At 58.3% G+C, this 23,843-nt stretch carries 21 protein-coding genes and 1 pseudogene; 14 read left to right on the top strand and 8 right to left on the bottom strand.

Going from position 1 to position 23,843, the window contains the following annotated elements:
* Positions 1 to 177: 177 nt before the first annotated feature.
* A complete protein-coding gene (locus J2J99_RS30840) occupies positions 178 to 1,011 on the bottom strand; it encodes a MurR/RpiR family transcriptional regulator (RefSeq protein ID WP_168297237.1) in 834 nt (277 codons plus the stop codon).
* A gap of 275 nt (positions 1,012 to 1,286) precedes the next feature.
* Between J2J99_RS30840 and J2J99_RS30835 the strand changes: the two genes are divergently transcribed.
* The 6 genes from J2J99_RS30835 (at position 1,287) to J2J99_RS30810 (ending at position 8,753) form a co-directional block, all read left to right on the top strand.
* Entirely contained in the window at positions 1,287 to 2,612 is a 1,326-nt protein-coding gene (locus tag J2J99_RS30835) for an aspartate aminotransferase family protein (protein ID WP_168297254.1), read from the top strand.
* A 9-nt stretch (positions 2,613 to 2,621) separates the two neighbouring features.
* Positions 2,622 to 3,173, top strand: coding sequence for a carboxymuconolactone decarboxylase family protein (locus tag J2J99_RS30830; RefSeq protein WP_246638562.1), 552 nt, complete (start codon positions 2,622 to 2,624; stop codon positions 3,171 to 3,173).
* 26 nt (positions 3,174 to 3,199) lie between these two features.
* Positions 3,200 to 4,378, top strand: coding sequence for a M24 family metallopeptidase (locus tag J2J99_RS30825; RefSeq protein ID WP_168297236.1), 1,179 nt, complete (start codon positions 3,200 to 3,202; stop codon positions 4,376 to 4,378).
* Positions 4,379 to 4,517: 139 nt separating this feature from the next.
* Entirely contained in the window at positions 4,518 to 5,246 is a 729-nt protein-coding gene (locus J2J99_RS30820; RefSeq protein WP_168297235.1) for an aspartate/glutamate racemase family protein, read from the top strand.
* A 22-nt stretch (positions 5,247 to 5,268) separates the two neighbouring features.
* Complete coding sequence (locus J2J99_RS30815) at positions 5,269 to 6,450, top strand: M24 family metallopeptidase (RefSeq protein WP_168297234.1); 1,182 nt, start codon at positions 5,269 to 5,271, stop codon at positions 6,448 to 6,450.
* A 482-nt stretch (positions 6,451 to 6,932) separates the two neighbouring features.
* Positions 6,933 to 8,753: a CocE/NonD family hydrolase gene (locus tag J2J99_RS30810; protein ID WP_168297233.1), complete on the top strand. Its 1,821-nt coding sequence runs from the start codon at positions 6,933 to 6,935 to the stop codon at positions 8,751 to 8,753.
* 165 nt (positions 8,754 to 8,918) lie between these two features.
* Here J2J99_RS30810 and J2J99_RS30805 read toward each other — a convergent pair whose 3' ends face one another.
* Positions 8,919 to 9,383: an Lrp/AsnC family transcriptional regulator gene (locus tag J2J99_RS30805; protein ID WP_168297232.1), complete on the bottom strand. Its 465-nt coding sequence runs from the start codon at positions 9,381 to 9,383 to the stop codon at positions 8,919 to 8,921.
* Between the two features lie 190 nt (positions 9,384 to 9,573).
* Between J2J99_RS30805 and J2J99_RS30800 the strand changes: the two are divergent.
* The 7 genes and pseudogenes from J2J99_RS30800 to J2J99_RS30770 all read left to right on the top strand — a co-directional run bounded on the left by J2J99_RS30800 (position 9,574) and on the right by J2J99_RS30770 (position 16,589).
* A pseudogene (locus J2J99_RS30800) lies at positions 9,574 to 10,295 on the top strand (aminotransferase class III-fold pyridoxal phosphate-dependent enzyme).
* A 151-nt stretch (positions 10,296 to 10,446) separates the two neighbouring features.
* Positions 10,447 to 11,856 (top strand): aldehyde dehydrogenase family protein, encoded by a 1,410-nt coding sequence (locus J2J99_RS30795; RefSeq protein ID WP_168297231.1) that lies wholly within the window; start codon positions 10,447 to 10,449, stop codon positions 11,854 to 11,856.
* Positions 11,857 to 11,935: 79 nt separating this feature from the next.
* On the top strand, positions 11,936 to 12,634 hold the full coding sequence (locus J2J99_RS30790) for a CoA transferase subunit A (protein ID WP_168297230.1): 699 nt from the start codon (positions 11,936 to 11,938) through the stop codon (positions 12,632 to 12,634).
* A 13-nt stretch (positions 12,635 to 12,647) separates the two neighbouring features.
* Positions 12,648 to 13,277 carry a 3-oxoacid CoA-transferase subunit B gene (locus J2J99_RS30785; protein ID WP_168297252.1) on the top strand — a complete coding sequence of 210 codons (630 nt, stop codon included), beginning with the start codon at positions 12,648 to 12,650 and terminating at the stop codon, positions 13,275 to 13,277.
* Between the two features lie 54 nt (positions 13,278 to 13,331).
* Positions 13,332 to 14,513, top strand: coding sequence for an acetyl-CoA C-acetyltransferase (locus tag J2J99_RS30780; protein WP_168297229.1), 1,182 nt, complete (start codon positions 13,332 to 13,334; stop codon positions 14,511 to 14,513).
* 14 nt (positions 14,514 to 14,527) lie between these two features.
* The gene (locus J2J99_RS30775; RefSeq protein WP_168297228.1) at positions 14,528 to 15,025 is read left to right on the top strand and encodes a UPF0262 family protein; all 498 of its coding nucleotides are present in this window, start codon (positions 14,528 to 14,530) and stop codon (positions 15,023 to 15,025) included.
* A 151-nt stretch (positions 15,026 to 15,176) separates the two neighbouring features.
* A complete protein-coding gene (locus tag J2J99_RS30770) occupies positions 15,177 to 16,589 on the top strand; it encodes a Glu/Leu/Phe/Val family dehydrogenase (protein ID WP_168297227.1) in 1,413 nt (470 codons plus the stop codon).
* 394 nt (positions 16,590 to 16,983) lie between these two features.
* Here the strand turns inward: J2J99_RS30770 and J2J99_RS30765 are convergent, their stop codons facing one another.
* From J2J99_RS30765 to alr, 4 genes are all read right to left on the bottom strand, one after another.
* Positions 16,984 to 18,465 carry an NAD-dependent succinate-semialdehyde dehydrogenase gene (locus J2J99_RS30765; RefSeq protein WP_168297226.1) on the bottom strand — a complete coding sequence of 494 codons (1,482 nt, stop codon included), beginning with the start codon at positions 18,463 to 18,465 and terminating at the stop codon, positions 16,984 to 16,986.
* A 117-nt stretch (positions 18,466 to 18,582) separates the two neighbouring features.
* Positions 18,583 to 18,963 carry a RidA family protein gene (locus J2J99_RS30760; RefSeq protein WP_168297225.1) on the bottom strand — a complete coding sequence of 127 codons (381 nt, stop codon included), beginning with the start codon at positions 18,961 to 18,963 and terminating at the stop codon, positions 18,583 to 18,585.
* A 36-nt stretch (positions 18,964 to 18,999) separates the two neighbouring features.
* Positions 19,000 to 20,250, bottom strand: coding sequence for a D-amino acid dehydrogenase (locus J2J99_RS30755; protein ID WP_168297224.1), 1,251 nt, complete (start codon positions 20,248 to 20,250; stop codon positions 19,000 to 19,002).
* A gap of 30 nt (positions 20,251 to 20,280) precedes the next feature.
* Positions 20,281 to 21,414, bottom strand: coding sequence for an alanine racemase (gene alr / locus J2J99_RS30750; protein WP_168297223.1), 1,134 nt, complete (start codon positions 21,412 to 21,414; stop codon positions 20,281 to 20,283).
* Between the two features lie 130 nt (positions 21,415 to 21,544).
* Between alr and J2J99_RS30745 the strand changes: the two genes are divergently transcribed.
* Entirely contained in the window at positions 21,545 to 22,012 is a 468-nt protein-coding gene (locus J2J99_RS30745; protein ID WP_168297222.1) for an Lrp/AsnC family transcriptional regulator, read from the top strand.
* A 210-nt stretch (positions 22,013 to 22,222) separates the two neighbouring features.
* Here the strand turns inward: J2J99_RS30745 and J2J99_RS30740 are convergent, their stop codons facing one another.
* Positions 22,223 to 23,659 carry an amidohydrolase gene (locus J2J99_RS30740; protein WP_168297221.1) on the bottom strand — a complete coding sequence of 479 codons (1,437 nt, stop codon included), beginning with the start codon at positions 23,657 to 23,659 and terminating at the stop codon, positions 22,223 to 22,225.
* Positions 23,649 to 23,831 carry a hypothetical protein gene (locus J2J99_RS30735; RefSeq protein ID WP_168297220.1) on the bottom strand — a complete coding sequence of 61 codons (183 nt, stop codon included), beginning with the start codon at positions 23,829 to 23,831 and terminating at the stop codon, positions 23,649 to 23,651. Before J2J99_RS30735 ends, J2J99_RS30740 begins: the two co-directional genes overlap by 11 nt.
* Positions 23,832 to 23,843: the final 12 nt, after the last annotated feature.

Genomic DNA, 23,843 nt, shown 5'->3' with positions numbered 1-23,843 from the left:
CCAGGGCTGGCATTCTCCCTCGCCCGCCGGTTTATTATCATGACGTTATCAGGCAAACCGTCATTGTCGATCTTGCCGAAGTCGGCCTAGCGTCCAGCGCGGTATCGAAGTGAGAAATTCCGAAATTCAGACAGCGGTATGAAGTGACGCCCGCACGTTGGTGGTCTATCAGCCCCTTCAGATTTTTCGACGCGGTATAGATGCGGAGTAGGTATTCATCGAAGAGAGATAGCTGTCGACCCGCTTGAGCTCCTTCAGCGCGCCCTTTCGATCGTGGCTTGCCAGAAGTCCGCACAGCACCTCCGAAATTGCCAAGGCCGGCGTCAATGTGTGGAAGAACGTGTGGCTCTCGGTTGGAAAAAGGACTGCATGCTCGGCAATCGTAACCAATGGCGAAACCTCGCTGTCCGTTATCGCGAGTACACTCACACCTTTCTCAACGGCGGCTTCCGCGACTTCAAGCGTATAGCGTGAGTATGGATTTATTGAAACGGCAAGGAGAACATCATCAGTGGTGGCGCGAATAAGCGCGTCGCCACCCGTGCCGGCAGGACCGTCCAAATGGACGGTCTTATCGCCTAACAGCGTCATCACGTAATGAAAGTGCCAGGCGACCGAATGGCAGGAGCGCAGGCCAAGCACATAAACTCTTCGGGCTGTGGCCAAACGCTCAGCCATCTCGTTCAGTCTTGAAAGCGTTTCCGGCTCACATAGTCGCGCAATCTGCGCTGAAATGCTCTGGAGCATCCGGTGGGCGAGGCCCTCATCATTCGCTCCAGCTTCGTCTCTTTGCATCGCGCGCGCTGCAAAACCGTCTGCATTAACGCGGATGACGTCAGCATGTTGAACACGGAAGTCTTCATAACCCGGAAAGCCAAGAAATTTCGCAAGGCGCGTCATGGTCGAGGGCTGCACACCCGCATTGCGCGCGAGCTCGCGCATCGAGACGAGCGCGACCTCTTGTGGATGCTCGAGGATATGGCGAGCTGCTTGTTGCAACTGCTCGGACATGTCGTCGAACCGTTCGATGATGTGCGAGTGGAGGGGACCCTTTTGCAACGTTTGCCTCACAATGACTATGATGAACCAAGCGGACCATGTCTCCAACGGGTTTGGAAGTCAAACAGCATATGGCGAGCAGGCGTTGTCTCCTCTCCAAGTTGAATGAGAACAAATGCATCATAAATGGCATTTGTAAAACAGTTGTTGCATTGACTCGTGAAAACTGGCAATCAATGGGCATTCAGAAGCGCTGGTACGCCGGCCATGATCAGCTCGAGTTTGTTATGACAAAAATCCTCCATCGAACCATTGGTACAGCCTTGCCCAGCGCCGTCGCCGGGGAGGGCATCCACGTCACCGACAGTCAAGGGCGCACATATATCGACGGCTCAGGGGGGGCAGCTGTCAGCTGCCTTGGACATAATCACCCCGAAGTTCTCGATGCCATGAAGGTGCAAATGGGGCGCATCGCCTATGCTCACACGTCGTTCTTCACCACCGATGTGGCTGAGGAACTCGCTGAGCAGCTTATTGCCCTTGCGCCAAGTGGCCTTGACTATGTCTATTTCGTGTCTGGCGGATCCGAAGCTGTCGAGGCTGCGCTGAAAATGGCCCGACAGTATTTTGTCGAAATCGGTCAGCCTCAGCGGCGTCATATTATCGCGCGCCGGCAGAGCTACCATGGCAACACCATCGGGGCGCTGGCCGCGGGTGGAAACGAATGGCGTCGCGCTCAGTTCAAGCCCATCTTGCCGGAGACCCATCACGTGTCGCCTTGCTATGCCTATCGGGACATGCGGCCGGATGAAACTCCTGAGTCCTATGTCAACCGACTGGCCTGCGAGTTCGAGAACAAGATCCTCGAGTTAGGTGCTGAAGCTGTTATGGCTTTCGTGGCTGAACCTGTCGTCGGCGCGACCCTCGGCGCAGTTGGTCCCGTCGCGGACTACTTCAAACGTGTTCGGCAGATCTGCGACAAGTACGGCATATTGCTCATCCTAGATGAGGTCATGTGCGGCATGGGTCGTACCGGCACGATGTTCGCCTTCGATCAGGAACAGATTGTCCCTGATCTGGTGACTCTCGCAAAGGGCTTGGGGGGTGGGTTCCAACCAATCGGCGCGGTCTTGCTTTCCGAGAAGATCTATCGTGCGTTTGCGGATGGATCGGGTCTCTTCCAGCATGGGCACACCTACATCGGGCACCCGATTGCGGCGGCAGCGGCTAACAAGGTCGTGGAGATCCTCAGGCGCCCGGAAGTCATGGCCAACGTCGTCAAAATGGGCGATCGCCTTCAGGCCGGACTTGATGCGGCGCTCGGCCAATCGCCATACGTCGGCGACATCCGTGGCAGGGGCCTATTTCGGGGTGTGGAAATAGTCGCCGACAAGGACACAAAACAACCGTTCGACGCGAGGCGCAAAATCCACGCCAAGATCAAGAAAGAGGCGATGGAACAGGGCCTGATGTGCTACCCGATGGGCGGCACAATTGATGGTAAGCTCGGCGACCACGTGCTGTTGGCTCCTCCCTTCATCGTCGAGCCTGAGCAAATCGATATGATCGCAGACAAGCTAGCGGCAGCTATCAAAGCCGCGATCGAAAGCTGAGTCCGTGCGATGAATATTTCGAACAAGATGGTGTCGTCCTGCCCGCCGATAACGGACGAAGAGTGGCCCGTTGAAATTGATGACATGAAGGCAGGTTTTGCGGGATCACTCAATGTTTACCGCACAATGGCGCACCACCCCGCGCTATTGAAGGCATGGGCTCCATTACGCCAGCATATCGTCAAAAACAGCGCGTTGGGTTCTGTCCGCTCGGAACTTGTCATTCTGCGGGCGGCCCATCGGATGGGCTCAGCCTATGAATGGGCCCATCACGTAAGCCGCGCTCGGGCGTTGGGCATTTCCGATGCTCGCATTCGCGCGATGGGCGGGACGCCGGCCGGCGAGGACGGACTGATCGCGCGTGCCGTCGATACGCTGTTCGACAATGCACGCCTGTCAGCCGAAATCGAGCAAGCCATTTCTTCGTCAATGGGAACTCAGGCTGTGCTCGATCTAATCGCCACCGTCGGGTTCTATTCCGTGCTCGGCTACATTTTGATGACCTTCAACACGCCGATCGATGAACATGTTGCCGATGAGATGGCAAAGCGGCCGATTTGATCTTTCAATGGCAGCTAGGAACAACAATGCGAAAAGAGCTGCACTTCGAATTGAGTGAGTTTCACAATCGGCTTGCCGCCGTGAAGAAGGAAATGGCGCGTAGAGGGATAGACATTCTCCTTCTCTCTGAACCGCCTAATCAGAACTATCTCACCGGCTACAATGCCTATTCCTTTTACACACCTCAGATGGTGATCGTCGCACAAGATCACGACGAACCTATCTGGGTTGGTCGGTTTATGGATCGCGTTTCGGCCAGCATGACCACCTATCTCGCGGAAGACAATATTCGAGCCTATCCGGATACTTACGTTCAATCAGCGACGCTCTCAGCTTATTACTTCATGGCTGAGATCGTGAAGGAACTTGGCGGCGAGAATGCTCGCATCGGGGTCGAGATGGGAGGTTACTACTATCCCGCCCGTGGGCACGTTGACCTCACCAGGGCGCTACCCGATGCGGAGTTCGTGGACGCTGATCTTCTCGTTGGCTGGATCCGCTTGGTGAAAAGTCCTGCTGAGGTTGCTATTATGCGCCAAGCCGGAAAACTTGCCGACGTCGCCATGAAGCGCGTCGTCGACACGGTAGAAGCGGGCGTACGTGAATGCGACATTGCGGCTGCAATTTATCATCAACAGGTGTCGGGGACGGCAGAATTCGGTGGCGACTATCCCTGTTGCCCCCCTGATCTTTGCATTGGCGAGCGTTCGATCGCGCCACATGCTGCTTGGACGGACGATCGTCTTCCAGAGTCTACCGTCGTCAATCTGGAATTGTCGGGATGCCGCCATCGGTACCAGGTCAACCTGGCTCGGACGATTGTCGTGGGCAAGCCGTCACCCTCCTTTCAAGATCTGTCGGAAATAGCGATTGAAGCGCTGAGCGTTGGCCTTGAAGCAGTCCGTCCCGGGAGGACCTGCTCGGAGGTTGAAAGCGACTTTAGACAAGCTCTTGCTCGCCATGGAATTAAGAAGGAGTCCCGCATCGGATATCCGACCGGCATTGGCTTCCCCCCGGCCTCGGGCGAACGCACCGCGAGCATTCGCAACGGCGACGAAACAGTCCTCAGGCCCGGCATGGTCTTCCACATGATGCCAGGTTTGTGGCTCGACAATGTCGGGATCACCATCACACAGAGCTTTGTGGTCTCGGACACTGGTTATGAGCCTCTGACGACGACCCCGCGAAAACTGTTCGTCAAATAGGGTTGGTACTTAAGATGAACGAGCTCATCAGTAGTCTGATTCACGAACCCGAAATCGTCGCACAGATGTCCCCGTTTTCCTGTCGTCTTCCAGATCTGCCAAACAGCAGCATCGCCCATCTGAATGAAAGGAATATATTGTGATTTCACAACGCAGCGGGACGCTTGGAATTCTTGAGCTTGACGAGGGTCTTTCCGAATGCACCCCCGTAGCTCCCCACGAAGGCTCACTCCTGAATCCAGAAACATTCGGCCTTCCAATCCTCCCCGAGATCGTTGAGGGTGCATTCGCGGAGCGCGTCATTCGCGGTGATCCCTCACTCGAAGCCGCCTGCGTGACCGCCGCCCGTAGGCTCGTTGAGCGAGGTGCCAGCGTCATTGTTGGAGACTGCGGCTTTTTGATCCGTCATCAGGACGCGATTTCCGCAGCAGTGGATGTGCCGGTAATAACCTCCAGTCTGCTCCTCATACCAACTCTCCTTCGCCAGCTTGCTTCTGGAAAAAAGCTCGCCGTTCTGACCGCTGACACACGGCATTTGGGCGAGGAGGTATTGAATGTACAGAATGTGCGCGACCGTGAGCGCTTGGTCATAGGAGGGATCGAAGGCGGCATTTACATGCGCAATACCGTGGCTCGTCCTCTCGTGCGAACTGATCTCGATCAGATCGAACATGAGGTTGGCGAGTGCATTGGGCAACTGCGCGGCCAGCATCCTGAAATTGCGATGTTGCTCTTCGAGTGCACAGGGTTCCCTGTGGTCTCGAAGGCTCTTCGGCGCAAAACAGGGCTTCCGATCTACGACATCACGGACCTCTGCGCGCTGACGCTCAATGCGGTGCTCGGCCGGAACCCGGACCTAGATCCCTGACAGCATTCACGAAGGAACAGAAATGAACGTTGCAACGCTTCGGTTTGAACTCGCCGAATACAAGATGCGCCTGGAGAAGGCGCGTAACGCAATGGAACAGGCCGGGATCGATCTGTTGGTTGTTACGGATCCGGCCAACATGCACTGGCTCACCGGCTATGACGGATGCTCCTATTACGTACCCCAGTGCGTCGTGGTGACAAAGAGCGATGATCCGTTGTGGTTTGGCCGAGGAATGGACGCAAATGGTTGCCGCCGGACCGCCTACATCAGCGAGGATAGGATCAAGTGGTACGGTGACGAATACGTGCAATCGGACACCCTTCACGCAATGTCCGCTCTGGGGGCAATCATTGTAGATGAAGGACATGGCTCATCGGTCATCGGCGTTGAGAAAGATAGCTCTTGCTTTTCGGCTGCATCGTTCGAGGCTCTTGCTGCGTCACTGCCGAACGCAAAATTTCAGAAGGCCGATAGGCTGATTAATTGGCAGCGGCTGGTGAAGTCACCTCGAGAGATCGAGTATTTGCGCGGTGCGGGTAAAATCGTTGGGGCCATGTATCAGCGAGTTTCCGAGGTGTTGCGTCCTGGGATCAGGCAGTCTGACGTAATTGCCGAGCTTTCTTATGTGGCAACGCGCGGTGTCGATGGCTATTGGGGGGATTATCCGGCCTGCGTACCCAACCTGGGTGCCGGTGCGGACGCTTCGGCTCCGCACCTCACATGGACCGATCAGCCAATACGCGGGGACGAAGCCATATTCTTTGAGTTTGCGGGCGTGCACAAGCGCTACCACTGCCCGCTTTCAAGGACATATTATCTTGGCAAGCCGACGGTCCAGATACTGGACGCTGAAGTTGCAGTTCTGGACGGCATGCAAGCGGGACTTGAGAAGGCGGTAGCCGGCAATTGCTGTGAGGACATCGCCAAAGCTTATTCGGGAGCGCTGGCGCGGTACGGTTTTGAGAAGACGAGCCGATCCGGTTACCCCATCGGCATCGGCTATCCTCCGGCTTGGGGAGAAAACTCCGCAAGCTTCCGACAAGGAGACAGGACTGAACTGCAGCCAGGAATGGCGTTTCACTTCATGTCAGGGTTGTGGTACGGCGACTGGGGCATCGAGATCACAGAAAGCTTTCTCATCACTGAAGGTGAGGTCGAGTTTCTCTCGAGCGTTCCTCGCAAGCTGCTCGTTATAGACTGAATCGACGTCTCCAATGCCGCAGCTAAAATATCTAACGCATGCCGTTCTGTTTGCCGACTGGAAGACCTGGATAAAGTAAGGGTGCCTGTTGCTTGCTCTAGGTAGGTCGGTACACGTGAGAATAGCTCCTCGAGGAGATTCGATCTTTGATCCGACACGCACGCTGTGGTGTCGGATCAAAGTTGATCGTTGGCTGTCTTGGCGCGCATGTCCGACGAAGGCGGCCGTTGCCCCCAGCCAGGCTCTGCTGCAATAGCACCCGCGCTCATCGCATTGCGAGATGCCCCGTGTCCATCTCCTGCACCGCTCAAGCCGCAACTCAGCGTAGCTGGTTCGATCCGTAGACATGAGGCCAGCCGCAGCGCGCGACGCTCAAAAAACATTCGGTGTGTGCGAAAAAGTGAGCCCACTTTGTGATATGAACGTTGCAAATATCTTACCAATGAGACATATGAATCATGATTCAATGGAGGAGAAGCGGCATGACAGCCATCAGTCAGGATCAAGTCGAGGCGGGCGCGCCAAACGACGTAGATCTTCGTTCCGACTCACAACAAGAACAGCGAGCACTCTTCCGTTTGGGCCTCGATGCGGTAGTTGAAGGCAGGCACAAACTAGGCGATTTGAACTCGGTCTATGTGCCCGCACTCGACGGCGTTAGGATTGCCCTGGATGTCACCCGTCCGATGGGTGATAGCCCTGACACCAAACGCGACACGATCTTGGTGATGACGTGCTATGGGCGGGGCAAGAAGGGCGACCCCTCGAATTCCTATGCCGATTTGTTTGTCCCGCATGGCTACGCAGTGGTTGTTGGAGACGTGCGTGGTACCGGGGCCTCTTTCGGGGTCTGGCCCGGCCACCGATCGCGCGAGGAAATCCTGGACTTCAGCTACGTTTTAGACTGGATCGCAGCTCAGCCATGGTCCACAGGCAATGTGGTCGCGTATGGCATGTCTTACACGGCGAACTCCGCAGATCTCATCGCCTCGAGGAACCATTCGGCGCTGAAGGGAATCGTGCCGAGATATGTCGATTACGATATCTTTTTTGAGACTTGGCCTGGCGGTGCTCCCAACCTCACGCTCGACAGGTGGAGCGAATTGGTGGAATCGCTGAACAGGGATGAGAACAGCAAGGATAATTCTAATCGGTCCAGCACTCTTCGCGCGGGCATTCGTCCAGTTGGAAGCGAGGCGGAGCTGGCTGCTGCCTTGCTCGAGCATGGGCAGGCACCTTCCTTCATATCCGTGAGCAAAGTTACTTGTAGGGATGAATGGTTAAGCCAGATTTCCGGATTTGATTTTTCGCCGCAAGCCGCCGCGGACCTTATCTCTAAGTCTGGAGTCCCGATACAAAACTGGAGCAGTTGGTTCGATTCCGGGGCGGCGCAGGGCTCAATTCGACGATTTCTGCTTCAGTCGAATCCGATGAACGTGATCATCGGCCCCTGGAACCACTGTGGCCGCAAAGCCTACGACCCGCTCCGTCCCGACGTTGACGATCTCGTTCCAACCATGGTGAGCCAGCAGGCAAATGACTTTATATTCATGAAGGGGTGCCTTGACGGCGGAGCTTTGAGCCAGCCTGACAAGATCATCCACTACTACACGTGCGGCGAGGGTGCCTGGAAATCGACCCGTTCGTGGCCAGTTCCGGCCACGCGCCAGCGCTGGTACATAGCAAGTGGCTCGCGCCTGGCTTCCTCGCCCGAGGAAAGCGGCTTCGACTTGCTGCAGGTCGACCGTGAGTTTGGGGACGTGCTCACTAACAGGTGGGACACCAACGGCGGGACTGGCACTGGCGAAGTGAATTACGGTGATCGGCAACAGTATGCGGCCTCACGCCTGACCTACACCAGCACACCCTTGGAACGAGACCTCGAAATCACCGGACATCCCATCGCGGAGTTGAATGTTTCCTCGACTCGCGAAGATGGTATCTTCTTCGTCTATCTGGAGGCGGTAAGGCCGGATGGGGTTTCCTGCTATCTCACAGAGGGAGTGTTGCGCGGCTCCCACCGCAAAGTTTGGAAGGGTTCGCCTTTGAGTGTTTTAGGTCCCCAGCAGAGCTACTTGAAAAGTGATTTCGAGCCTCTGGTACCCGGTCGACCAGCAAAGTTGGCATTTACGTTACTTCCCATATCGGCGCTCCTGCCGGCCGGCTACAGGCTGAGGGTATGTCTTGCGGGAAGTGAGAGCACTTCATTCGCCAATGTGCCCGCAGACGGAGACGTGCCCGAACTCCAATTTTATCGCGGTGTCGCAGGTTGCTACATCGATATCCCGGTTGTTGAGCGATGAACCGACCGGGTCGGTTCAGTAGGAACAGACCTTCAGGGCTGAAAGCAGCCCTGAGATAAGCGGCATTCGAGCCCTAGGACGGCCGGGTAAAAATTGCTGTCAACGCACGACACCCCGTCAACCGAGGTCCTTATCTTAGGTGGATCAGAGCTGTCGATCAGGGCTTTAACTTTCAATAGGGAACGCGAAGCCGGCTTTCACTCGATCCATGACCACCATCGTCTTGAATCCCTTGATGTCATTATTCTCGTAGAAAAAGCGCCGTGTGAACTGTTCGTAGTCTTCCATGTCCTTTGCAGTGACCACGAGCAGGAAATCGGCATCTCCGGTAACGTAGTATCCAATCATGACCTCGCGCGTCTTTCTGATTGCGGACTTAAAACGATCGATGATGTCAGCCCTCTCGCGCTCAAGAGATACGAGAACCACAACGGTGACGTGTCTGCCGACGGCCTTCGGGGAGACGATCGAGACGTCCGCTTCAATGACGCCTTCGGCGCGCAGACGCTTGAGCCGTCGCTGGCAGGCAGTCGGAGACAGGTTCGCGCGCTCCGCCAGTTCCTCGGACGTGAGCCTGTTATTTTCTTGGACGGCACTGAGGAGCACAATGTCGGCGCGATCGAGTTCCATGGCTTATCAATCCTGCGAGAATGGGAAAATTACGCTGAAATCCTGCATAGACACTTGGATATTTGCAGTCAACCGGCGGCGGATTACCTGCACATTGATACGCGAATTGAGGGGCGAACCATCCGGCTGACGCATTGCGTGGCCCTCGGTCGTTCCATGAAATGATATCAGCTACAGGAAGGATATTTCAGTGACCATCAACATCAAGGACATCGCCGAGAAGGACCGCAACTCGGTCCTGCATCCGTTCACGCAGCTGAAGGATTTTGCCAGCGGCAAGCTTGGCGAGCCGACGATTGTTGAGACGGGCAAGGGTATCCGCATCCAGGACGCGCATGGCAATCAGCTCATTGATGGCTTCGCCGGCCTTTACTGCGTCAATGTCGGCTATGGCCGTACCGAGGTGGCGGACGCGATCTCGCGCCAAGCCTACCGCCTTGCCTGGAAGACGGAGCCGACAGGGTCGGCGCCTTCTCGCATGGCTATACCTATTCCGGCCACCCGATCGGTGCGGCTGCAGCCAATGCGGTTCTCGACATCGTCGGGAAGGAAGATCTGCCGGGGAACGCGCGCGAGGTCGGCGCGTATTTCCAGGCGCAGCTCAAGGAGAAGTTCGCTCAGCTGCCGATCGTCGGCGAAGTGCGCGGCGTTGGCCTGATGGGGGCCATCGAGTTCGTCGGGGACCGCGAAAGCAAGACCCGTTTCGATCCGTCGCTGAAGGTTGGTGCACGTGTGTCGAAGGCCGCTCGCGACGGTGGTCTGATTGCCCGCGCCATGCCGCATGGTGACATCCTCGGCTTCGCACCGCCGCTTGTCACGACAAAGGCAGAGATCGACGAGATCGTCTCCATTGCCGAGAAGGCAGTGCGCTTGGTCATGGACGACCTGGTTCGTGCCGGCCAGAAGCTCTGATTGATATTTGAGGTTGGTGGCCGGTGATGCCGGCCGCCAGGGCTTGTGCTCAACGACTGCATGAAACCGGAACAGGGCAGGGTGCCACCTTTGCCTTGAAGATAAACGCGACCTCCCGAAGGGGGCCCATGAGGAATAGGGACCTGGCAATATGACTGCCACCAAACTCCATGTCAAAATCAGCCCGGCGCCGATCTCTGTTCACAGCCCCTATGACGGGGCGCTACTTGGAACGGTCGAGGCAACCGACCCTGCAGAAATCGATCGCCTGCTGGAAATTGCCCGCCGCGGCGCCGAGATCTCTCGAAATCTGCCGCGGCACAAGCGGGCGAGCATCCTGGAAGGGGCCGCTCGGATTATCGAAAGCTGCAGCAACGCCTTTGCCGAAACCATTGTTCGCGAAGCCGGCAAGACGATCGTCCAGGCGCGCAAGGAAGTGTTCCGCTGCGTCAATACGCTGAAACTGTCGGCGGAAGAAGCAAAGCGCAATGCCGGCGAGATCGTACCCTTCGATGCCTTTACAGGCTCGGAACAACGCCAGGGCTGGTTCACCCGAGAACCGCTCGGTATTATAACCGCTATTACACCCTACAACGATCCCCTGAACCTGGTCGCTCATAAGCTCGGCCCGGCAATCGCCGGCGGCAATGCGGTGTTACTTAAGCCATCGAACCTCACTCCATTCTCGGCGATCAAGCTGGTCGAAGCACTACGGGAAGCTGGCCTACCCGAGGAGGTCATCACCATCTCGCATGGTGACAGAGAGCTGGTGACCGCAATGATCACTGCACGCGAGGTGAGGATGGTGTCTTTTACCGGTGGCTTTGCCACGGGCGAAGCGATCAGCCGCGCGGCTGGCTTAAAGAAGCTTGCCATGGAGCTCGGCGGCAATGCGCCCGTTATCGTCATGCATGATTGCGACTTCGACAAGGCGGTTGAGAGTTGCGTCTCTGGCGCCTTCTGGGCCGCGGGGCAAAACTGCATCGGTGCACAGCGCATCCTGATCCAGTCCTCGCTCTACAGCCACTTCCGCGATGCGTTTGTCGCAGCAACGAAGACACTCAAGGCGGGCGATCCCCTGCAGGAGGACACCGACGTTGGCCCGATGATCTCTGCCCAAGTCGCGGAACGTACCGAAGCGGCTGTCACGGAGGCCATCAAGGCCGGCGCCAAACTGCTTTGCGGCAATTATCACGAGGGTTCGCTGTATCACCCGACGGTGCTTGAAGGCACGCCGCTGACCTGCCGTCTGTGGCATGAGGAAGTGTTTGCGCCGGTGGTCATGCTCGCGCCTTTCGAAACTCTCGATGAGGCGATCGAGATGGCCAACGATCCGGACTACAGCCTTCATGCCGGGATCTTCACCAACGATATCAATGTAGCGCTCGACGCCGCCAACCGAATCGAGGCCGGTGGGGTGATGATCAATGACTCCTCAGACTACCGCTTCGACGCCATGCCCTTCGGCGGCTTCAAGTACGGCAGCATGGGTCGCGAAGGCGTTCGCTTCGCCTACGAGGACATGACCCAGCCGAAGGTCGTTTGCATCAATCGGGGGTGAGCACCCGCACGCAGGGTGGGCTCTTGCCGACGACAAGCGCACGCGAAAAGCTGCCTATGCCAGACTTAAGGGGGAGATTATGAACAAGATCTACGAGAGCCCGCAGGCAGCCCTTGATGGCTTGCTGTTCGACGGGATGTTTCTCGCGGCCGGCGGCTTCGGTCTTTGTGGTATTCCGGAGCTGTTGATCGCTGCCGTTCGCGAGGCTGGCGCGAAGGACCTGACGATCGCCTCCAACAATTGCGGCGTCGACGACTTCGGCCTCGGCATGCTTTTGAAAACGAAGCAGATCAGAAAGATGATCTCGTCCTATGTTGGCGAGAACGCCGAGTTCATGCGGCAGTATCTGAGCGGCGAATTGGAGCTCGAATTCAATCCGCAGGGGACGCTCGCCGAGCGCATGCGAGCAGGCGGCGCCGGCATTGCTGGCTTCTACACCAAGACCGGCGTCGGCACGGTCGTTGCCGAAGGCAAGGAATTGAAGACCTTCAACGGCGAGGTCTATGTACTCGAGACCGGCATCGTTGCCGATCTGTCGATTATCAAGGCTTGGAAAGCAGACACGACCGGTAATCTTGTCTTCCGCAAAACCGCCCGCAATTTCAATCCGCCAGCCGCCACCTGCGGCAAGATCTGTGTTGCCGAGGTCGAGGAGATCGTGCCGGCCGGAAGCCTCGATCCGGATCAGATCCACCTGCCGGGGATCTATGTACACCGGCTGATCCAGGGCAAACACGAAAAACGAATTGAACAGCGCACGACCCGCGCGGCGGCTTGAGGGGAGAGACATGATGGCTTGGGACAGGAACCAGATGGCAGCTCGGGCTGCACGCGAACTACAGGACGGCACCTATGTCAATCTCGGTATCGGTATTCCCACGCTTGTGGCCAATTATATTCCCGAGGGTGTCCATGTGACGCTGCAGTCGGAGAACGGCCTGCTCGGTATCGGTCCGTTCCCGATCGAGGAGGCAATCGACGCGGACTTGATCAACGCTGGCAAGCAGACTGTAACGGCACTGCCACATTCGGCCTTCTTCGACTCGGCACAAAGCTTTGCGATGATCCGCGGCGGCAAGATCGCCATGGCGATCCTCGGCGCCATGGAAGTGGCCGAAAACGGTGACCTCGCCAACTGGATGATCCCCGGCAAGCTCGTCAAGGGCATGGGCGGCGCCATGGACCTGGTCGCCGGAGTCAAGCGCGTGGTGGTCGTCATGGATCACACGAACAAGGTTGGCGACTCCAAGGTGCTGAAGGCCTGCACCCTGCCGCTGACCGGCAAAGGCGTGGTTGACCGGATCATCACCAATCTCGGCGTGCTGGATGTGGTCGAAGGTGGCTTAAGGCTCGTGGAGCTTGCCGATGGCATCACTGACAATGAACTGCGCGCCGCAACAGACGCAACGATCGTCAACTGATCTGGTGCTCTACGTCCGAACTATTCCAAACCAACCAGAAGCGGAGGAGCTGTCATGAGCACCCCATCCATCGTCATCGCCAGCGCGGCACGCACCGCCGTTGGTTCCTTCAACGGTTCGTTTGCCAATACGCCAGCGCATGAACTCGGCGCCGCCGTCATCAAGGCTGTGCTGGAGCGCGCCGGCGTCGAAGCGAGCGAGGTTGATGAAGTGATCCTCGGTCAGGTGCTGCAGGCAGGCGAAGGCCAGAACCCGGCCCGCCAGGCGGCCATGAAGGCCGGCATTCCGCCAGAAAAGACGGCCTGGGGCATGAACCAACTCTGCGGTTCGGGTCTGAGGGCAGTCGCGCTTGGCATGCAGCAGATCGCATCCGGCGATGCGAAAATCATCATTGCCGGCGGCATGGAGTCGATGTCGATGGCACCGCATTGCGCGCACCTGCGTGGCGGCGTGAAGATGGGCGACTTGAAGATGATCGACACGATGATCAAGGATGGCCTGACGGACGCCTTCTACGGCTACCACATGGGAACGACCGCCGAGAACGTCGCCAAGAAGTGGCAGCTGACCCGGGAGGAGCAGGATCAGTTTGCGCTGGCGTCGCAGAATAAGGCGGAAGCTGCCCAGAAGGCGGGCCGCTTCGCTGACGAGATCGTTCCGTTCGTCGTCAGGGGCCGCAAGGGTGACGTCACCGTCGACCAGGACGAATATATCCGCCATGGTGCAACTCTGGAATCAATGACCAAGCTGCGCCCGGCCTTCGACAAGGAAGGCACTGTCACCGCCGCCAATGCCTCGGGCTTGAACGACGGCGCGGCTGCAACCCTTTTGATGAGCGAGGCTGAAGCCGGGCGCCGTGGCATCCAGCCGCTGGCGCGTATCGTCTCCTGGGCGACGGCCGGCGTTGATCCGCAGATCATGGGCACAGGCCCTATTCCCGCCTCGCGCAAGGCGCTGGAAAAGGCCGGCTGGTCGGTCGGCGCTGTTGAACTCGTCGAAGCCAACGAGGCCTTCGCGGCGCAGGCGTGCGCCGTCAACAAGGTTCTCGGCTGGGATACGTCGATCGTCAACGTCAATGGCGGCGCCATAGCCATCGGCCACCCGATCGGCGCTTCCGGTGCCCGCGTCCTCAACACGCTGCTCTTTGAAATGAAGCGCCGCGGCGTTTCCAAGGGTCTTGCGACCCTGTGCATCGGTGGCGGCATGGGTGTCGCCATGTGCGTGGAAGCGATGTGAGGGAGGCGTCTGTCATGGCCGCCGCCGAGTATCGTCTTTGCGATGTCGCACTCGATTGCTCGTTTAAGACACGGGACGGGCGCGTCGAGCGTGAACAGGCGCTGGCGATCATCGATCTTTTGGAAACCAACACCTTCACGCCGATTGGTCATGACGGCGGGCCCTATCGACTCAAGATCGAGACGGTGGACGGACGGTTGGCCCTGCACGTTGCAGAGGACAATGGGGTGCATGTTGTCAGCCACTATCTCTCGCTTACCCCTTTCCGGCGGCTGATCAAGGACTACACGCGCATCTGCGAAAGCTACTACGATGCCATGTCCCGGCCCGGGCCAGAGCGGCTGGAGGCGATTGATATGGGCCGCCGTGGCATCCACAACGAAGCGGCCGAGCTTTTGAAAGAGCGTCTCTCCTCTAAAGTCAGCATCGAGAAGGACACGGCGCGCCGCCTGTTCACGCTGATCTATGCGCTCCTCGCCCGCAATGCCGAGCATAGGATACTCTCGAGTTGAACAGCTATCAGATTGTTGCCCCTGACGGACGGTGGCCGGCGGTCAATAACTATGGAAGGAAGTACCAAGTGCATGCAACGTCACAACAGCCGGCTCCGATCGGCAAACACGATTTTCGAAATCATGCTCCTCAACCTGTGAGGGGGGCGTGATGCAGGTCAGCTCCGCAGGCTTTCTGGAAAGCGTCGATCAGAACTTCCGCCATGCCATGTCATTCCTTGATCTGCCGGAGGGATTGGCAGAGCGGATCATCCAGTGCAATTCGACCTATACGGTCCGCTTCGGTGTGCGTCTGCGCGGCCGCATGTACAGCTTCATCGGCTGGCGCTCGGTCCACAGCGAGCATTGCGAACCGGTCAAGGGCGGTATCCGCTACACATCCAATGCCGATGCCGAAGAGGTCGAGGCATTGGCCGCGCTGATGACGCTGAAATGCTCGCTCGTTGACGTTCCCTTCGGCGGTTCCAAGGGCGCGCTGAAGATCGATCCGCGCGAGTGGACACCGCAGGAACTCGAGCGCATCACCCGCCGCTTTACGCAGGAGCTCAACAAGCGCGGTCTGATCGGTCCGGGCGTTAACGTTCCGGCTCCCGATATCGGCACCGGCGAGCGCGAAATGGCCTGGATGATGGATGAGTTCCGCCGCGCCAATCCGACCGACGTCGTCAATGCGCGCGCCTGCGTCACCGGCAAGCCGCTATCGAAGGGCGGGATCGCCGGCCGCACGGAAGCGACGGGCAGGGGCGTGCAATTCGCCATCCAGAGCTTTCTTCGCGATACTCGCACAGTCGGGCTCGACGGCCGGCGCGATCTGAAGGGCGTCTCGGTCATCGTGCAAGGTTTCGGCAATGTCGGCTACCACGCCGCCAAGTTCCTGTCCGAAGAGGACGGCGCACGCATCACCGTTGTTGCCGAACGCGACGGCTATGTCGCCAATACCGAAGGTCTCCCCATCGAGGCGCTCAAGCAGCATCAGATCCGCACCGGCAGCATTCTCGGCTTTGAAGGCGCCAGGTCCTTTGCCGGCGATATGACCGGCATCGAACAGCCTTGCGACGTTCTCATTCCAGCGGCGATGGAAAATGCCATTCATGCAGAGAACGCGGAACGCATCAAGCCACGCCTGGTCGTGGAGGCGGCCAACGGTCCCGTCAGCTTCGATGCGGACAAGATCCTACGCTCCCATGGAGTAACAATCCTTCCGGATCTCTATGTCAATGCCGGTGGTGTCGTCGTCAGCTACTTCGAGTGGGTCAAGAACCTCACCCACATCCCCTTCGGCCTGATGGAACGGCGCCGGCGCGAGCGACGCAACCAGACGATTGCCACAGCGCTCGAGCGGATGACCGGCAAGGAGTTTCCGGCTGACATTCGCGACGAGTTTCTCGAAGGCGGCGCAGAGATCGACCTCGTTCGTTCGGGTCTCGAAGATGTCATGCGCAGCACCTGGGCCCGCATCGGCGATCTGATGGACAAGCAACCGGAACTCGGGGACTATCGGACTGCGGCTTATGTCGCGTCTATCCGACAGGTTGCCGAAGCCTATGAGGCAATCGGGATCTGATTGGATATTTCATTGATTGGCCGCCGCGCTTCGCCAAGCCAGAACGAACGCTTGGCGATTGTGCGGTGGCCTGTTCCTATGCGACGCCGCAGACGGAAAAACAACATCCCTGCTACATACGCCGGGAAAAGCTGCGACGTCGCGGCGGATTTCTGCGTTTCTGTCGGCACCATTGCAGGATTATGCATTGTTCGCGCGAGAACGCCGTCAGGCGTCAATCAGCTCGATGTATGATCGGTTTCGGTCGAGTTCCTGTCACTGCTACTGTTGCCAGTGACGGTAGCACACGAATGCGCCTCCCAAGCGACTAGGCTGCCGTTGGACAGGTCCCGACGGCAGCCACTTTTTTGCGCGTTGGCCGATTTCACATCGTTTGCTACCCGCTATCCTGCCGCTACAGGCCACCCATGCAGAGATACTTCATCTCGAGATAGTCCTCGAGCCCGTGCCGGGAGCCCTCACGCCCAATTCCCGACTGCTTGATGCCGCCAAAGGGGGCGGCCTCTGACGACATGCGGCCAGTGTTGATGCCGACCATCCCATATTCCAGCGCCTCGGCGACCCGCCACACCCGCTTGAGGTTCGAGGCGTAGAAGTAGGCGGCGAGCCCGTAGATGGTGTCGTTGGCGTCGCTTACGACATGATCCGGATCCTCGAAGCGGATGATTGGCGCAAGCGGACCGAAGGTTTCTTCCTGTGCCAGCCGCATCGAGCCGACGACATCGGTGATCACCGTCGGCTCGAAGAACGTTCCAGATGTCCCAACCCGCCGCCCGCCACATCGGACCCTTGCTCCCTTCTGAAGAGCGTCTTCGACATGCGCTTCGATCTTTGTCAAAGCATCTCGGTCGATGAGAGGACCGATTGTAACGTCCGGGTCGAAGCCGTCGCCGACCTTGAGCGTGCGCGCGCGCTTGGTAAACTTCTCGGTAAATTCGGCATAGACCCACGATTGAACATAAATCCGATTGGCGGAAACACAGGTCTGTCCCGCATTGCGAAACTTGGCCCGGATAGCGCCGTCGAGTGCGGCGTCGACGTTCGCATCGTCAAAGACGATAAAGGGCGCATTGCCGCCAAGCTCGAAGCTCATCCGCTTGATCTGGTCCGAACACTGGCGCATGAGCAGGCGGCCGACCTCGGTCGATCCGGTGAAGCTGATCTTTCGCACTTTCGGATTGGTGCACAATTCCCGGCCGATTGTGTCACCCACTGACGCATAGACGAGGTTGATGACGCCGTCCGGAAAACCGGCCAACTTCGCCAGTGCGATCATGGCGCCCGCGACCAAAGGCGTCTGCTCCGCAGGCTTTAGGATCACGGTACAACCGGCAGCGAGCGCCGGTGAAATCTTGCGCGCGACCATCGACGCTGGAAAGTTCCAGGGCGTGATGGCACCGACGACGCCGATCGGCTGCTTGATGACCAGCATTCGCCGGTCGTTCGATGGTGCAGAGATCGTCTCTCCATAAATCCGGTTCGCCTCTTCGGCATACCATTGAAGATAAGCGGCCGCATGCTGCACTCCGGATTTCGCCTCCGCCAGGGGTTTGCCCATCTCGGCCGTGAGGATCGCTGCAAGATCGTCGCTGTGCTCCAAGATCAGCCGATGCCACTCCCAAAGCACGTTCGATCGCTCGCGAGCCGTGAGATGCGCCCACGGCTCTTGCGCGATATAGGCCTTTTCGATCGCTGCGCGGGCGTCCTCAGCACTCATATCAGTCACCTCCGCGAGCAGTTCGCCGGTGGAAGGATTGAAGACGGCAAGGCGCTTTCTTTTCTTAGCAACCGACGGACCCGGTCCCTCGGCGAGATCGCGGAAAATTCCAGGATTTTTCAGGTGTTTTGTCAGTGCCGGTGTGAGCGCCAATTCCATTCCTTTATCAGTCCATCTGCATCTGCGATGTCTACGCACGTCTATGCGAAACGGGAGAACCAGAGCAATGACGCTCCCTGCTCTGGCGCGTTTCTTTGGTGGCGATGCTCGCTGCCGTCAGCTCAAAGCGATGACTGCTTCGATCTCGACCTTCGCACCTTTGGGCAGTGCCTTGACTTCATAGCAGGCGCGGGCAGGGAAGGGCGTCGAGAAGAAGCTGGCATAGATGCGGTTGACCTCCGCGAAATCACCGAGGTCGGTGAGGAGCACCGTCGTCTTCACCGTTTTCGCCAGCTCGGTGCCCGCGGCCATGGCGATTGCCTTAAGATTGTTCAGGCACTGCTCGGCTTGTTCGACCGCATTGACCGAATTGAACTCGCCTGTTGCCGGATCGATCGGCAATTGCCCGGAAACGAAGAGCAGATCGCCGACCTTGATGGCTTGGGAGTACGGGCCGACTGCGCCGGGCGCTTCACTTGTAAAAACCTGTTCGATCAAAGTTCAGTCCTCCAAGGATGTTTTTGGTGTGTTGGTTCAGACGTAGCGGCTAATAGCGAGGTCGGTGGCGTCGATCTCGGGCTTGCGGCCAGACACGAGGTCCGCAACAACGCGGGCCGAGCCGGAGCTCATCGTCCAGCCGAGCGTACCATGTCCCGTGTTGAGGAAGAGGCCCGCGATCTTCGTCGGACCGATGACAGGTGTGCCGTCAGGGGTCATTGGCCGCAGACCCGACCAGAATGTCGCCTTGCCCGCATCGCCGCCCGGAAAGAGGTCCATGACGGAATGTTCGAGCGTGCGCCGGCGCGCCTCACCGAGATCATTCGTATAGCCTGAGATTTCCGCCATGCCGCCGACGCGGATGCGGTCGCCAAGCCGCGTGATGGCGATCTTGTAGGTCTCATCCATGATCGTCGATTCCGGTGCGCGCGAGGCATCTTCAATCGGGATCGTCAGTGAATAGCCCTTGACCGGGTAGACGGGCAGCTTGATGCCGTAGCGCTTGAGCAGTAGCGGCGAGTAGCTGCCAAGGGCAACGACCACCGCGTCTGCTGTGAGCCGTTCCCAGTTGGTCACGACACCCCGCACCTGACTGCCCTCGACATCAAGCTTTTTGACTTCCGTGCCCCAGGAGAAGCGAACGCCAAGCTGTTCCGCCCGCTTGGCGAGCGCATTGGTGAACTTGAAGCAGTCGCCGGTCTCGTCCTTCGGCGTCAGCAGGCCGCCGACGATCTTGTCACGCACATGGGCGAGTGCCGGTTCGGCGCGGATGCACCCGTCACGGTCGAGCATCTCGTAAGGAATGCCGTCGGCAGCAAGCGCCTTGACGTCCTTGGCAGAGGCATCCAGCTGCGCCTGAGCGCGGAAGAGCTGTAATGTACCCTGCATCCGTTCGTCATATTCGATCCCCGTTTCCTTGCGCAGAGCGGCAAGCGAGACGCGGCTATAGTCCGCCAATCGCAGCATCCGGCCCTTGTTGACGGCGTAACACTCGGACGTGCAGTTCGCGAGCATCTTGGCCATCCAGCAGAGCATTGCCGCGTCGACTTTGGGCCTGAGGATCAGCGGTGCATGCTCCATGAACAGCCATTTCAAAGCCTTCATCGGAATGCCGGACGCTGCCCAGGGTGAGCAATAGCCGAAGGAGACTTCGCCGGCATTGGCAAAGCTGGTTTCCAGCGCCGGACCCTTCTGCCGGTCGATGACCGTGACGTCGTGGCCAGCTTTCGCCAGTTGATAGGCGGAGGTGACGCCGATAATGCCGGCGCCAAGAACGATAACTTTCATGTTGTCCCCAATGATCGAGCCCCTCGGCTCCTAGCGATATTGCCTGTGATAACGGTCACCAAGGCTGGTCAGGATTTCGTAAGAAATGGTGCCGGCGTCGCGGGCCACGTCCTCGAGTGTTTGATGCAGCCCCAGCACCTCGACCAAGCTGCCTAATCTCAGTGTCCCCTCGGGCAGCGCCGTGATATTTACTGTGATGCTGTCCATCGAGACGCGGCCAACAATCGGAAGGCGTGTGCCTCGATAGTAGACTGCTCCACGTCCGCTCAGGCTCCGTGGCAGTCCGTCGGCATAGCCTGCCGCAATAGTCGCAAGCCGAGTTTCGCTGTCCGCGATGTGAGTGCCGCTGTAGCCGACCTTTGCACCGGCGGGCACCGTGCGCGTCTGCACGACCGCGACGTCGAGCCGAACCACAGCCTCCATCTGGTTCGCTCCTGGGGTGGTCGGCGTGCCGCCATATAGCGCGATCCCCGGACGGGCGAGCACACCGTGGTAGGACGTGCCGAGTAAAATACCGCCGGAATTGGCGAAGCAGATCTCGAGCCCTGGGAGTTCCTCGGCGATGCGCTGCATCTGAGCAAGCTGGTCGTCGTTCTGGTCGCTGTCCAGCTCATCCGCTGAGGCGAGATGGCTCATGATGAACAGGACCTCAACATTGCCTTTGCCAGCCAGTTCTACCGCGAGAGTGCCACGCTCTTCTGGAGACACGCCTAGCCGCGACATGCCCGTGTCGAATTGAAGTACGGCGGGAAGCCTCCGGTTCAGGCGCTTTGCGGTCGCTCGCCAGGACCGCCATTGCTCGAGCGAATTCAGAACCGGGATGATGCCGCCCTCAGCGCAGGGGCCTTCATTGCCCGGCTGCAGCCCGTTGAGCACAAAAACCTGTGCATCCGCCGCAAGCAGCGGGCGCAATCTCACGGCTTCTGCAAACTGCGCAACGAAGAAATGCCGGCAGCCCGCCCGGTAAAGGGCCGGAGCCACGCGTCCTGCACCAAGGCCATAAGCGTCGGCCTTCACGACGGCGCCGGCTCGAGCCGGCGCCAGGATCGAACTGAGCTTTGCATAATTGCGAGCGAGTGCCGCGAGATCAATGGTCAGGTAGCCAGAAGCGCCCTCGCTTGGAAGCGGTGCCTGTTCCTCCGACATCACAATAACGCGGGCCATTTACCACTCCCTCTTAACGTGGGAGCCAACCTATGAAATAACATGCGAAATTGCTGGCCTATTTGACGTTCATCATTTCAAAATTGGCATTAAAGTCGCACATCACACTACGTTTGCGGAGCATTATTCAATGATGGCACTGGACAATATCGACCGAAACATCCTGAGGCTGCTTCGGGTCGATGCGCGGGTCAGCAACGCCAAACTTGCCAACGAAGTCGGCCTTTCGCCGTCCGCGTGTCTGAGACGTATCAAACTTATGGAGCAGGCCGGCGTCATCCGCGGCTATACCGCGTTGATCGACGCGACCCAATCGGAAACGACAATCGCCGTGATCATCAACATCACGCTGGAGCGGCAAACGGAGGACTACCTTGACCGGTTCGAGGCGGCCGTCCGCAAACACCCCGAAATTAGGGAATGCTACCTGATGACGGGTGGCTCCGATTATATGCTACGCGTCGACGTGGAAAATGCGGGCGCTTTCGAACGCATCCACAAGGAAGTGCTTTCTACACTTCCGGGTGTGCTGCGGATCCATTCGAGTTTTTCCATTCGGGACGTATTGGCGGCGCGCTCGCGGTCGCGCCGGTTGTAGTTGCAATGGAGCCGCCGCGGTGGCGTAGTGCGACGAAAACGTCAGCTAGTTCCGGACGTGCTCACTATGAGACGCTGGGCCGTTGAGCATGGGCATATGGCAGAGGGCGTTGCTTTCTTTAGCGATCTCGCCATTGCCTCTGATTTGCATAGCGAGCTCTGGACAGCTTCAGTTGCGCTGGCTGACGCCCGGAGGTCTAGCTGCCAGGATCTATGCTGGTTTCTTGCGCAAATGGTCAGGCGTGACATCAGGTGGGATTGGGCAGTCGTAGGTATGGGTGCCGAGACGATTTTCAAGCTCCGCTTTGGCGCGAGCAATAATCGTTGGATTGCGCAGGCAGTCGGCTGCGGAGGCGGCTATCACTCGTGCTGCCAGCACCATACCCTTGTGAGCGGCTGGAAGATTTCCCTGAGTGACCATCTGCCACGTGTGAAACTCTGTCCCAATGGCATAGCACGCTGTATGGCACTGCACCGTCGGCGCAATCCAGCTTACATCTCCCACGTCCGTAGTACCCATTTCCACTTCCTCCCGCGCCGGTAATGCGAGCACGTCATCGTGTAGAATTTTAGAGCCGAGTGACGGTTGGCGATGTGCAATGTTCGCGAAGATGCCGTCCACGGTCATTGATGCCTCGCGGAGCTTCTGCGCAAAAGTAATATCAGCTTCATCGAATCTAGGCGGGCCGATGCGGCTCATGTTGTCGTACATCACTTCTTGCAGCACGTTGTTCGGGATAATGTTCGAGCTACCGCCGGCAATCTGAACAACAACAGACGTTTCGGTCATCATGGCGGCGCCTTCTGCAATTTTTCTCACACGCGCGACAAGCTTTTGAGCGTCCGGAAGGAGAGGGGAGCGGATTGAATAAAACGACTCCGCATAGGCTTGCACGGTATTTGGTGCGTCGCCGCCTGTGTTGGTAACCGCGTAATGCACCCGCGCATCCGAGGGCATATGTTCTCGCATATAATTCACGCCCACGTTCATAAGCTCTACAGCGTCCAGCGCGCTTCTACCCATGTGCGGCGACATCGCAGCATGTGTCGCTCGCCCGTGGAATCGGAAATACACTTGGATTTCAGCGAGGCTAGAGGTGGCGTGCACTTCATTGACAACGTTCGGATGCCAACAAAAGGCAACATCAACATCATCGAACAGACCAGCACGCGCCATGTAGGTCTTGCCACCACCATTTTCTTCGGCCGGGCAGCCATAGTAGCGCACGGTCCCAGCAATCCCTTCTGCTGAAAGAGCCTCCTTCAATGCTGCAGCGGCCAGAGCCGAGCCAGCGCCGAGAAGATTGTGGCCACAACCATGCCCACTTCCTCCACGAGTGAGCGGTTCTTGTTTCAGCGCCCCCGAAACCTGGGAGAGCTCAGGTAGTGCGTCATATTCCCCGAGAATCCCGATCACCGGACCGCCTTCGCCGTATTCCGCGACAAAGGCAGTCGGAACGTCTCCGGCATTCCTCGTGATCCGGAAGCCTTCTCGCTCGAGAATGGCACACTGCTCCGCGACAGACTGATGCTCCTCGAACGCCAACTCTGGCATAGCCCAAATACGGTCGCTCAACGCGCAGTAAACGGAAGCTTTAGCGTCAACGTGACGGGAAACCTCATCAAGGGCGAGGTGGTCATTTCGCATGTTTTAGATCCTTGCGATCGTTTGAACAACTGGTGCCGCAGCCGCTGGTAGAACGAATTCCCGTTGCCGTATTTGGGTGGAACATCACGCCAAGGCTTGCGGCACCGCGCGCGCCATTCTGCTTGGCTCGCCACGGCTCAAGCTCGTCTGCAAAAAAGAAGCCTTGAATCAAGCGACCGCACCG

Origin of the sequence: Rhizobium binae, from assembly GCF_017357225.1 — a bacterium.
GTDB lineage: Bacteria > Pseudomonadota > Alphaproteobacteria > Rhizobiales > Rhizobiaceae > Rhizobium > Rhizobium binae.
Note: the sequence above shows the minus strand (reverse complement) of the source record. Positions and strands in the feature narration are given on the sequence as shown.

Bases quoted from the DNA above. Each gene is read 5' to 3' on its own strand.
- J2J99_RS30740 (WP_168297221.1), bottom strand. From the start codon at position 23,659: ATGCGAAATGACCACCTCGCCCTTGATGAGGTTTCCCGTCACGTTGAC.
- J2J99_RS30775 (WP_168297228.1), top strand. From the start codon at position 14,528: ATGGCCGCCGCCGAGTATCGTCTTTGCGATGTCGCACTCGATTGCTCG.
- J2J99_RS30805 (WP_168297232.1), bottom strand. From the start codon at position 9,383: ATGGAACTCGATCGCGCCGACATTGTGCTCCTCAGTGCCGTCCAAGAA.
- alr (WP_168297223.1), bottom strand. From the start codon at position 21,414: ATGGCCCGCGTTATTGTGATGTCGGAGGAACAGGCACCGCTTCCAAGC.
- J2J99_RS30815 (WP_168297234.1), top strand. From the start codon at position 5,269: ATGAACGTTGCAACGCTTCGGTTTGAACTCGCCGAATACAAGATGCGC.
- J2J99_RS30785 (WP_168297252.1), top strand. From the start codon at position 12,648: ATGGCTTGGGACAGGAACCAGATGGCAGCTCGGGCTGCACGCGAACTA.
- J2J99_RS30765 (WP_168297226.1), bottom strand. From the start codon at position 18,465: ATGGAATTGGCGCTCACACCGGCACTGACAAAACACCTGAAAAATCCT.
- J2J99_RS30810 (WP_168297233.1), top strand. From the start codon at position 6,933: ATGACAGCCATCAGTCAGGATCAAGTCGAGGCGGGCGCGCCAAACGAC.
- J2J99_RS30830 (WP_246638562.1), top strand. From the start codon at position 2,622: ATGAATATTTCGAACAAGATGGTGTCGTCCTGCCCGCCGATAACGGAC.
- J2J99_RS30825 (WP_168297236.1), top strand. From the start codon at position 3,200: ATGCGAAAAGAGCTGCACTTCGAATTGAGTGAGTTTCACAATCGGCTT.
- J2J99_RS30840 (WP_168297237.1), bottom strand. From the start codon at position 1,011: ATGTCCGAGCAGTTGCAACAAGCAGCTCGCCATATCCTCGAGCATCCA.
- J2J99_RS30835 (WP_168297254.1), top strand. From the start codon at position 1,287: ATGACAAAAATCCTCCATCGAACCATTGGTACAGCCTTGCCCAGCGCC.
- J2J99_RS30745 (WP_168297222.1), top strand. From the start codon at position 21,545: ATGATGGCACTGGACAATATCGACCGAAACATCCTGAGGCTGCTTCGG.
- J2J99_RS30780 (WP_168297229.1), top strand. From the start codon at position 13,332: ATGAGCACCCCATCCATCGTCATCGCCAGCGCGGCACGCACCGCCGTT.
- J2J99_RS30790 (WP_168297230.1), top strand. From the start codon at position 11,936: ATGAACAAGATCTACGAGAGCCCGCAGGCAGCCCTTGATGGCTTGCTG.
- J2J99_RS30795 (WP_168297231.1), top strand. From the start codon at position 10,447: ATGACTGCCACCAAACTCCATGTCAAAATCAGCCCGGCGCCGATCTCT.
- J2J99_RS30770 (WP_168297227.1), top strand. From the start codon at position 15,177: ATGCAGGTCAGCTCCGCAGGCTTTCTGGAAAGCGTCGATCAGAACTTC.
- J2J99_RS30755 (WP_168297224.1), bottom strand. From the start codon at position 20,250: ATGAAAGTTATCGTTCTTGGCGCCGGCATTATCGGCGTCACCTCCGCC.